This window comes from Dietzia aerolata, assembly GCF_014144865.1.
Lineage (GTDB): Bacteria > Actinomycetota > Actinomycetes > Mycobacteriales > Mycobacteriaceae > Dietzia > Dietzia aerolata.
The window spans coordinates 1-10,251 of sequence record NZ_JAALDM010000172.1; the positions used below are offsets into that span (position 1 = coordinate 1).

The 10,251-nt window shown below is 70.1% G+C and carries 10 protein-coding genes and 1 pseudogene; 10 read left to right on the forward strand and 1 reads right to left on the reverse strand.

Translation table 11 applies throughout. The features are described from left to right. The 3 genes and pseudogenes from G6016_RS10755 to G6016_RS10765 form a co-directional block, all read left to right on the forward strand. Positions 1-466, forward strand: a pseudogene (locus G6016_RS10755) (hypothetical protein); the annotation flags it as partial. A gap of 32 nt (positions 467-498) precedes the next feature. Further along, positions 499-1,020, forward strand: a complete 522-nt coding sequence (locus G6016_RS10760; protein WP_182632652.1) for a gamma carbonic anhydrase family protein — start codon at positions 499-501, stop codon at positions 1,018-1,020. Between the two features lie 56 nt (positions 1,021-1,076). Beyond that, positions 1,077-1,778, forward strand: coding sequence for a uracil-DNA glycosylase (locus G6016_RS10765; protein WP_241730180.1), 702 nt, complete (start codon positions 1,077-1,079; stop codon positions 1,776-1,778). 5 nt (positions 1,779-1,783) lie between these two features. Here G6016_RS10765 and G6016_RS10770 read toward each other — a convergent pair whose 3' ends face one another. Beyond that, positions 1,784-2,578: an enoyl-CoA hydratase/isomerase family protein gene (locus tag G6016_RS10770; RefSeq protein WP_182632653.1), complete on the reverse strand. Its 795-nt coding sequence runs from the start codon at positions 2,576-2,578 to the stop codon at positions 1,784-1,786. Between the two features lie 139 nt (positions 2,579-2,717). On the opposite strand from G6016_RS10770, the gene fakA reads away from it, so the two are divergent. From fakA to rnc, 7 genes are all read left to right on the forward strand, one after another. Further along, the gene (gene fakA, locus G6016_RS10775) at positions 2,718-4,529 is read left to right on the forward strand and encodes a fatty acid kinase ATP-binding subunit FakA (protein ID WP_182632654.1); all 1,812 of its coding nucleotides are present in this window, start codon (positions 2,718-2,720) and stop codon (positions 4,527-4,529) included. After that, on the forward strand, positions 4,526-6,775 hold the full coding sequence (gene recG / locus G6016_RS10780; RefSeq protein ID WP_182632655.1) for an ATP-dependent DNA helicase RecG: 2,250 nt from the start codon (positions 4,526-4,528) through the stop codon (positions 6,773-6,775). Before fakA ends, recG begins: the two co-directional genes overlap by 4 nt. 113 nt (positions 6,776-6,888) lie before the next feature. Continuing rightward, the gene (rsmD, locus tag G6016_RS10785) at positions 6,889-7,518 is read left to right on the forward strand and encodes a 16S rRNA (guanine(966)-N(2))-methyltransferase RsmD (protein WP_182632656.1); all 630 of its coding nucleotides are present in this window, start codon (positions 6,889-6,891) and stop codon (positions 7,516-7,518) included. Further along, the gene (gene coaD / locus G6016_RS10790) at positions 7,515-7,988 is read left to right on the forward strand and encodes a pantetheine-phosphate adenylyltransferase (protein WP_182632657.1); all 474 of its coding nucleotides are present in this window, start codon (positions 7,515-7,517) and stop codon (positions 7,986-7,988) included. Before rsmD ends, coaD begins: the two co-directional genes overlap by 4 nt. 101 nt (positions 7,989-8,089) lie before the next feature. Next, on the forward strand, positions 8,090-8,881 hold the full coding sequence (locus G6016_RS10795) for a DivIVA domain-containing protein (RefSeq protein WP_338403581.1): 792 nt from the start codon (positions 8,090-8,092) through the stop codon (positions 8,879-8,881). A gap of 23 nt (positions 8,882-8,904) precedes the next feature. Next, on the forward strand, positions 8,905-9,528 hold the full coding sequence (locus G6016_RS10800) for a YceD family protein (RefSeq protein ID WP_338403582.1): 624 nt from the start codon (positions 8,905-8,907) through the stop codon (positions 9,526-9,528). Beyond that, complete coding sequence (gene rnc, locus G6016_RS10805) at positions 9,525-10,223, forward strand: ribonuclease III (RefSeq protein WP_182632658.1); 699 nt, start codon at positions 9,525-9,527, stop codon at positions 10,221-10,223. The genes G6016_RS10800 and rnc overlap by 4 nt, the downstream gene beginning before the upstream one ends. Positions 10,224-10,251 lie beyond the last annotated feature (28 nt).

Sequence of the window (10,251 nt, forward strand, 5' to 3'; positions counted from 1 at the left end):
GCGCCGGGCCGGCGCCTCGGCCCTCACCGACGTCAGCGACGGGCTCCTGCGCGACCTGTCCGGACTCACCCGAGCGTCCGGCGTCACCGCCGACCTGGACGCCGCAGCGCTCCCGGTCGACCCGGGGCTACGCCGCGCCGCCGTCACCCTCACCGACGGCGACGCCGGAAAAGGCAAGGTCAAGGGCCAGAAACAATCACCAGGGGACGACGACGACAACGCCGTGCCCGCCGCCGCCGTCAGCACCCACGACGAGTCCGATCCGATCATCAGCGCGCGGGTCATGGACTGGATCCTGGACGGCGGCGAGGACCACGGACTGCTCGGCACGTTCCCGCCGGGCGTCGAGGTCCCGGCCGAATTCACCCTGATCGGGACCATCCGTGAGGGCGCGCCCGGCGAGGTGACCGTGGACGGCGTGGCCCGGACGCCGGGGGGCTGGGACTCGGCGCGGGGCGCGAACTGATCTCCCGGCGCGGCGCGAACTAGGGTGGGCACATGGCTGTCTACGCACTCGGAGACCTTGAACCGGACATCGCCCCCGACGCCTGGGTGCACCCCGACGCGGTGGTGATCGGTCGGGTCACGCTCGGCCCCGGGGTCTCGGTGTGGCCGACCGCGGTTCTGCGCGGCGACTATGGGCGGATCGAGGTCGGCGCGATGAGCAACGTCCAGGACGGCACGATCATCCACTGCACGGAGCACGAGCCGACCATCCTCGGGGAACACTGCATCGTCGGGCACAACGCACACATCGAGGGTGCGCAGATCGGGGACGGGGCGTTGATCTCCTCCGGATCGATCGTGCTCAACGGCTCCGTCATCGGTGCGGGCGCGGTGGTTGCCGCGGGCTGCCTCATCCCGCCGCGGTTCGAGCTGCCGGAGCGACGCATGGCGATGGGCACACCCGCGAAGATCCGTGAGGGCTTCGAGGTGGATCCCGGCATGATCGCCGGCAACACGCAGAAGTACCACGAGAACGCGATGCGGTACCGCGCCGAACTCCGCCGGCTCGACTGACCGGTGCGGCGGACACACATGAGGGCACCCCACACGGTGATGGGCGGGGCGAGAAGATGACGGCTGATCGGGTTGATGCCGCCTCGATGTTCGGACCGCTCGATCCGGGGTGGGCGCAGGCGCTCGATCCGGTGGCCGACCAGCTCGAGCACATGGCCGGTTTCCTGGCGCAGCGCACCACCGAGGGGGATGGGTTCCTCCCCGCGGCCGAGCACGTCCTGCGCGCCTTCACGCAGCCGTTCGAGGACGTGCGGGTGCTGCTGGTGGGCCAGGATCCGTATCCGACGCCCGGGCATGCGGTGGGGCTGAGTTTCGCGGTGGACCCGCACGTGCGTCCACTGCCGCGCAGCCTGGTCAACATCTACCGCGAGTACGCCGAGGACCTGGGGTTCACGCCACCCGCGCATGGCGACCTGTCGGCCTGGTCCGCCTCGGGGGTGCTGTTGCTCAACCGGGTGCTGACCGTCGCGCCGGGCGAGGCCGGATCGCACCGCCGGAAAGGGTGGGAAGACATCACCACACGGGCGATCGAGGCGCTCGTCGAGCGGCAGCGGCCGATGGTGGCGATCCTGTGGGGTGCGGACGCCCGGAAGCTGGCGCCGCTGCTGGGCCAGACCCCGGTGATCGAGTCCGCGCACCCGTCACCGCTGTCCGCGTCACGCGGCTTCTTCGGCTCCAGACCCTTCAGCCGGGCCAACGCGGAGTTGACCCGGCTCGGCGCCGACCCGGTCCAGTGGCGGCTTCCGACCGACTCGTGAGCCGGTCAGCCGCGACCGAATTCCGGGGAGCGCTTGGCGACGAAGGCGTCCACGCCCTCGATTCCGTCCGGTGACACCGCGAGGCGAGCGATCGAGTCACGCTCGGCGTCAAGGTGATCGGACAGCGTGGCCGACCCCGACGCGCGCAAGAGCGACTTGACCGCGGCATAGGACTCGGACGGTCCCGAGGCCAGGCGGACGGCCAGAGCACGCGCGGCCTCCTTGACGTCGCCCTCGACGAACGTGGTGAGCATGCCCAGCGCGTACGCGCGCTCGCCGGGCATGGGCTCGTTGGAGAGGATGAACGCCCGCGCAGCGGCCGGACCGATGGCCCGGGGCAGGTTCCAGGACATGCCGCCGTCCGGCGAGAGCCCGATGCCCGGGTAGGCGGCAAGGACGCGGGTATCGGGTCCGGCCACCGAGAAGTCGGCGGCGAGGGCCAGCGACAGTCCCGCACCGGCGGCCCACCCCGCGACGGCGGCGACGACGGGGATGGTGAGCTCGTCCAGTTGACGAATCGCGGCGTGGAGATGATCCGCCAGTTCGCGGACGTGCTCGCCGCGGTCATCCGCGGCGGCGAAACCGGCGACGTTGCCGCCGGCGCAGAAGTTCTTGCCGAGCCCGACCAGTAGAACGGCACCGGCGTCGATCTCGCCGGCCAGGAGTGCGGTCAGGGCCGCCTTCATCTGGCTGATGGCCTCGCCGTCGAGGGCGTTGCCCTTGCCGTCGAGAGAGATCGGGAGCGTCAGGACACCGTCTTCCAGGGTGACGAGTGGTGTCGTGTCTAGGTCAAAGGTCATCGCTGCGCTCCCGTGTGGTCTGGGCCGTCTGGGCTGTCTCGGCCTGTTCGACGGCTGTCGCTACCGGAGGGTACTAGGCTTGTGCGCGCCAACCGCTCGCATTCGGTGCGGAGGGGTGACCGGGAGCAGAGGAGGGGCCATGACGCAGGAGAGCACGCGCGTCGACGACCGCTCGACGACCCTCGATGCCGACGGGGTGCTGATGTGGGCGCGACTCTGCGTGGAGGGCCTCGCCGAACACCGCGAGGAGATCAACGCCCTCAACGTCTTCCCCGTCCCGGACTCGGACACCGGGACCAACCTCCTCTACACGATGAGAGCCGCACTGGACCGTGCCGAGGGCGAGGACGCCTGGATCACCGAGGGCGGGGGTCAGGCCGGGGCGCGGGAGATCGCCGTGGCACTCGGTCGGGGGGCCGTGCACGGTGCCCGCGGCAATTCCGGGGTGATCCTGTCGCAGGTGCTGCGCGCGGTCGGTGAGGCTGCCACCTTCACCGTCGTGGACGCCGCCACCTACCGCCGCGCGCTGCGGACCGCGGTAACCCTCGTCGACAACGCGCTCAGCGACCCCGTCGAGGGGACCATCATCACCGTGCTCCGAGAGGCCGCGGCCGGGGCGGGCAGGTCCACGGCGACCGATCTCGTCGAGGTGGCCCGTGCCGCCGCGGACTCGGCCGCCGAGGCGCTCGGACGCACGACCGGCCAGCTGTCCGCCCTCCGTAACGCCGGCGTGGTGGACGCGGGGGGACGCGGCCTGTTGATCCTGCTGGACGCCCTGGTCGAGGTGCTGACCGGCGAGGCGCCCGAGCGGCCGGACTATGGCGTTGCGTCGGTTCCGGCCGATGCCGCCTGCGGCGCGCACGGACTCGTCAATGAGCAGGGGACCGGTGCGGAAGACGAGGACGACACCGCCGCGCTGGCGGACACCCGCTACGAGGTCATGTACTCGCTGACCCACTCCGACGACGCCCGAGCAGATGAACTCCGATCCGTGCTCCGCACGCTCGGAGACAGTGTCGTGGTGGTGGGCGACGGCGGCGCCGGGGATCACGCTCGATGGGCTGTTCACGTCCACACCGACGACATCGGGCCGGCGATCGAGTCCGCGCTGAGTCTGGGCAAGGTCGTGGAGATCCGGGTGACCGACATGCTCGACCCGCTGGGGCAGGGCCGCACGCACGGCACCACCGAGGGCACCTCCGGGCAGGACGACGCAGGACCCGCTGGCGGTGCCGGCGCCCGAGCCGTAGCCGGTCCCGGAGCCGGAGCAGAGGACGTGGCACCGCGAGCCTCGGGCACCCCGACCCGCTCAATCGTCTCCATCGTCAGGCCGGGGCCGCTGGCGGAGCTGTTCACCGATGCCGGCGCCGACGTGGTGGACCCCGGCACAGACGGGTCCGGGGTGATCGACGGGGTGTTCGCCGTCGACGCCGACGAGTACATCGTCCTACCGAACGGCGAGCTGTCCCGGGCGCAGATCGGTGCCCTCGACGCGGCGCTGCGAGACGTGGGTCGCCATGCCCTGATCCTGCCGACGGCGTCCGTGGTGCAGGGGCTCGCCGCTCTGGCGGTCCACGACGCCACCACGACACTCTCCCTGGACGGGTTCGGAATGGCCGACGCCGCAGCCGCGACACGGCACGGATACCTGGTCCGCGCCGAGCAGGACGCACTGACCCTGGTCGGCCGATGTGCCGCCGGTGACCTGTTGGGAGTGATCGGGCACGACGTGGCGCTCATCGACGGCGACCCGGTGGGCCTGGTGTGCGCGATCACCGACAGGATGCTCACCGCGGGCGGAGAGTTGGTCACGGTCCTGCTGGGCGAGGAATTCGATGAGTCCGCCACCGAAGAGGTGCTCACTCGCCTGCGTGCTGAGAACCCGGACGTCGAGGTGGTCTCCTACGCCGCGGGGTCGGGACGGGTGTTGGCTCAGGTCGGGGTCGAATGACGACGTTGGCGACCACGGACACCCCACTCGTCGAGATCCTCGACGCGGACGGTGCGCAACGCCTCGAGCAAGCATTCGGCCACCGCACTGTTGGGGACCTGCTGCACACCCTGCCCCGCAGGTTCCGCCAGCGCGGGCAGCGGGTGGACCGGAAATCGTTGGTCATCGGCGAGCGGGTGACGGTGATCGGCTCCGTCAAGCGGATGAACTCGTCGAGCTACACACCGAAGCGGGGCAAGGGGAGGCTCGAGCGGGTGACGCTCGTCGTCGAAGACGGCGGCGTGGACTTCGAGGTGGTCTTCTTCGCCGGGGCGAAGATCAAGTATATGCTCCCGGTGGGCAGCGAGGCGATGTTCGACGGCACACTGTCGGAGTTCCGCGGCAAACTCACCCTCAAGCACCCCGAGTTCCTGGTGCTGACCGCCGCCACCGGCCAGTCGGGCCCGCTGAAAGGCTCGGGCGATCTCGCGGCACTCGCGACCCTGTCTGCCAAGCTCGAGGCCGAGGGCTCGGAGAGCCTGTTCGGCCGCCGATTCCTGCCGGTGTACTCCTCCAAGGAGGGCGTGACGTCCTGGGAGGTGTTCGGGGCGGTGGTGACGGCGCTGCGGGCGCTGGTCCCGGTGGTCGACCCGCTCGACCCGGCGCTCATAACCTCCCTCGGACTGATGGGCCTGGACGAGGCACTACGCACCGCACACCTCCCGACCCACGAGGCCGAGATCGAACCGGCCGTCTACCGCCTGCGATTCGACGAGGCGCTGGCACTGCAACTGCTCCTCGGCGCCCGTAGACGTTTCTACTCCCGCGATCCGGCGCCGCCGAGCCCAGTACGGCCCGACGGCCTGCGGACGGCGATGGAGGCCCGGCTGCCGTTTGAGCTCACGGCGGGGCAGAAGTCGGTTCTGGAGGACGTCTCGCTGGACCTGAGCCGCGACCAGCCGATGAACAGGCTGCTGCAGGGCGAGGTCGGCTCCGGCAAGACCGTGGTGGCGCTGCTGGCGATGCTGCAGGTCATCGACTCCGGCAGGCAGTGCGTCATGCTCGCGCCCACCGAGGTGCTGGCCACGCAGCATCACCGGTCGCTGTCGGCGATGCTCGGCGACCTCGGCGAGAAGGGGCAACTCGGGGCACCGGAGGAGGCCACCCGAGTGGTGCTGCTGACGGGGTCGATGTCGACGGCGGCCCGGCGGCAGGCGCTGTTGGACATCGTCACGGGCGAGGCCGGGATCGTCATCGGCACGCACGCGCTCATCCAGGACTCGGTCGACTTCTTCGACCTGGGGATGGTGGTGGTGGACGAGCAGCACCGCTTCGGCGTGCGCCAGCGGGACCGACTCCGCGCCAAGGGGCGGGCCGGCAGGGTGCCGCACCTGTTGGTCATGACGGCCACGCCGATCCCGCGGACCATCGCGATGACCGTGTTCGGGGACCTCGAGGTCTCCGAACTGGGGGAACTGCCCGGTGGCCGACGCCCGATCACGACCACTGTCGTGCCCGTGGGGGAGAAGCCGAAGTGGCTGGACCGGGTGTGGGAGCGGATCCGCGAGGAAGCGGACGACGGGCACCGCGCGTATGTGGTGTGCGCCCGGATCGACGGCGACGACAAGTCGGACGCCGGAGACGACAGTGGTGTGCCGTTGACGGCAGCCGAGGACCTGTACGACCAACTCTCACGCGACGAACTCAGCGACCTGCGGGTCGGACTCATGCACGGCCGGCTGCCCCCCGAGGAAAAGGACGCGGCCATGACGGAGTTCGCGTCCGGCGCGCTCGACGTGCTGGTGTCGACCACGGTGATCGAGGTCGGCGTGGACGTGCCGGAGGCCACGGTGATGGTGGTGATGGACGCCGAGCGATTCGGCGTGAGCCAGCTGCACCAGCTCCGCGGCCGGGTCGGACGTGGCGGTTTCGAGGGACTGTGTCTACTCGTGACCAACTCGCGAGCAGACAGTCGGTCGAGGACGCGACTGGATGACGTGGCCGCCACCACCGACGGCTTCGTCCTGGCGCAACTGGATCTCATGCAGCGCCGTGAGGGGGACATCCTCGGCGACGCCCAGTCGGGAGCCCTGTCCGCGTTGCGGATCCTGTCGGTGGTCGACGACGGCGCGGTGATCGCGCTTGCCCGGCAGTACGCCGAATCCATCCTCGACGCCGACCCCAGACTTCACGCACATCCGATGCTCGCCGAACGCGTCAACAGCCTCGCCGGATCGGAGGAATCGGCCTATCTGGAGCGATACTAGACACCGCGTAGCTGGGGCCGCCGGTCCCGAGAGGATGGATCGCGGAAGATGTATCCCGACCGACTTCTCAAGTTGATTCTGTCCAGACCGACACGTGAACGAGCAGGACTGACATGACCCGCATCATCGCCGGCCGACTCCGCGGACTCACGGTTGCCGTGCCCCCGGCCGGGACGCGGCCCACCACTGACCGGGTGCGGGAGGCCCTGTTCAGTGCGATTGTCAGCCGCGTGGACCTGGACGACGCCGCAGTGCTCGACCTGTTCGCCGGATCCGGAGCGCTCGGACTGGAGGCCATCTCGCGGGGCGCCAATGTCGCCTACTTCGTCGAAGAGAATGCCCGAGCCGTGTCCACCCTGAAGAAGAACACCGCGGGGCTGACAACGACGTCGTCGTCGTCACCCTCGTCGCCCGCGTCGCAGAGCTCGTCGTCGTCACCCATCTCGGTGACCATCCGTCGCGCGTCCCTTCCGGGCGCGGTGGGTGGCCCGTGCCCCGTCCCCGGTGGTTTTGACCTCGTCCTGGCCGACCCGCCGTACGAGCACTCCGGCGCGCTCGACGAGCCGATCCTTCGGGCACTGCTCGACGGCGGGTGGCTCGCGCCCGATGCCCTGGTGGTGTGGGAGCGGTCCAAGCGGGACCCGGCGGTGCGCTGGCCCGGCGGCTACGATGTCGAATTCGAACGCACCTACGGTGAGACCGCCGTCGAGATGGCCCGACCTGTTGATACGGTCAGCGCATGACCACAGTCGTGTGCCCAGGCTCGTTCGACCCGGTGACCCTCGGGCACCTCGACATCTTCCGCCGGGCGGCGGAGCTGTTCGACGACGTGATCGTGTGTGTGGTGGCCAACCCCAACAAGCAGGGCACGTTCACGATCGACGAGCGCAAGGTCCTCATCGAGCAGGTCTGCGCCGACATCCCCGGCATCCGGGTCGACAGTTTCTACGGGCTGCTCGTGGACTATTGCCGCGATCAGGGGGCCACGGCGGTGATCAAGGGGCTGCGGGACTCCACCGATTACGACTACGAACTGCCGATGGCGCACATGAACCGCTCGATCGCCGAGGTCGACACCGTGTTCCTGCCGACCCGCTCCGACCTGTCGTTCGTCTCGTCCTCGCTGTGCCGCGAGGTCACCAAGCTGGGCGGCGACGTCTCCCACCTGCTGCCCGGACCCGTGGCCGACGCGTTGCGGGAACGTCTCGCCTGACCGGCTCCAAGAGTCGGACACACCGCCGCCGCACCGGCACGGGCGCGTGTGTTGCGGGCACACTGGTGTGGCAAGAGTGACGAACCGGTGAAGGGACGAGCGTGTACCGAGTGTTCCAGGCCCTCGATGAGTTGAACGCGATGATCGAGGACGCCCGCAGTCTGCCCATGACCGCGAACTGCGTGGTCCCGCGGCACGAGTCCCTGCTGTTGCTCGACGATATCCGCGACTCCTTCCCCGGTGAGCTCGACGACGCCCAGGACGTGCTCGACCAGCGCGATCGCGTCCTGGCCCAGGCGGATGAGACCGCCCATCAGACTGTCGCGGCGGCCGAAGCCGAGGCGGATCGGACCCTGCGCACCGCTCGCGATGACGCCGACGCGATGCTCGCCGACGCCAAGGCCCGGGCCGACCGGATGGTCGCCGAGGCCACCGCGCACGCCGACGAGCTGGTCGGCGATGCCCGCGCCGAGGCTTCCGAACTGCTCGAGCGCTCCCGCCGGGATGCCGAGTCCATGACCGTTCGGGCCCGCGCAGAAGCGGACCGGCTCACCGAACAGGCCAACATCCTCTACGACCGCACCATCACCGAGGCGCGTCAGGAACAGCAGCGCATGATCTCCGAGTCCGAGGTGGTTCGGGTCGCCGACGAGGAGGCTGCCCGGGTCCGCGACGCCGCGCATGCGGAGAGCGACCGGCGTCGGGAGGAGTGCGACGCCTACGTCGACGACAAGATGGCGCACTTCGAAGAGTTCCTCGGATCCACCATCCGGACCGTCGTGCGGGGCCGCGAGGAGCTGCACGGAGTGGGCCAGGCCTCCCGCCGCGATCCGGCCGGGCGTCGGGGCGGGCGTGAGGACGTCCTGCACGGCGACGGCTACGGAGACTACTGACCCGGGCGGGTAGTCTGCTGGGCGTGTCCACCACCTCCAGCTCTTCGCGATCCGCGCCCGGCCCTCTCGTTCTCGATACCCGCAGTGTCAGCCGGACCCCCGGCGCCATGACCCCCGTTCAGCGCGCCGCCGAGGTCCCCACCACCATCGGCGTCGAGATGATCGGGATCCCGGAGGGGTCTGAGCTCGACCTCGACCTCATGCTGACCTTCGTCGACGAAGGCATTCTCGTCACCGGCGCCGTCACGGGGCAGGCACGGGTCGAATGCGCGCGCTGCCTCGGCGAGTTCCACACCGATGTCACCGTCAACCTCACCGAGATGTACGCGATCGAGGGCAAGGCCGCCGCGAACGCGGAGGAGGACGAGGTCCGACTCCTCGACGGGGACCTGCTGGACCTGGAGCCCGCCCTCATCGACGCGTTCGGACTGGAGTTCCCGCTCTCGCCGACCTGCACCGACTACGGCCATGCCGAGTGCATCAACCCCGACACCCCGGCCCCGGACGGGGTCTCCGGCGACACCGAGGGCCGGATCGATCCCCGATGGGCCGACCTAGTTGAGAAGTTCGGCACCCCCGGCACCTCCGGCACCCCCGGCGCTGCCGGCGGTGACGGAGCCCCGGGCACGGACGAGGGCCGCGCGTGACCGACGGACCAGAGGGGCTGCCCGCCGTTCTGGGTGTCGACCTCTCGGCCGAGCTGGCCGTGCAGGCCGTCACCCACCGCTCGTTCGCGTACGAGAACGGGGGAGTGCCCCACAATGAGCGCCTCGAGTTCCTCGGCGACGCCGTCCTCGAGCTGGTCGTCACCGAGTACCTCTACGGCGCCTACCCGGATCGCCCGGAGGGGGACCTGGCCAAGATCCGCGCGAGCCTGGTCAATACCTACGCCCTGGCCGACATCGCCCGCGAACTCGGCCCCGGCGGGCTCGGCGCCCACCTCAGGCTCGGGCGCGGCGAGGAGCTGACCGGAGGCCGCGACAAGCACTCGATCCTCGCCGACACCCTCGAGGCGGTGTTCGGCGCCGTCTATCTCACCCACGGGCTCGAGCCGGCGCGCACGTTGATCGAGCGGATCATCGGCGAGCGCCTGCAGGTGGTGCCCACGCTGGGGGCCGCGCTCGACTGGAAGACCAGCTTGCAGGAGAAGTGCGCGTCGCTCGGCCGCCCCAAGGCCCATTACGAGATCAGCTCCACCGGCCCGGACCACGACAAGACCTTCACCGCGATCGCCTTCGTGGGCACCGACCGCTTCGGCGAGGGGGTCGGACGGACCAAGAAGGAAGCCGAGCAGAAGGCCGCCGAGGAGGCCTGGGCCGCCCTGGACGGAAAATCCGGCTGAGCCCATGCCCGAATTGCCCGAGGTGGAG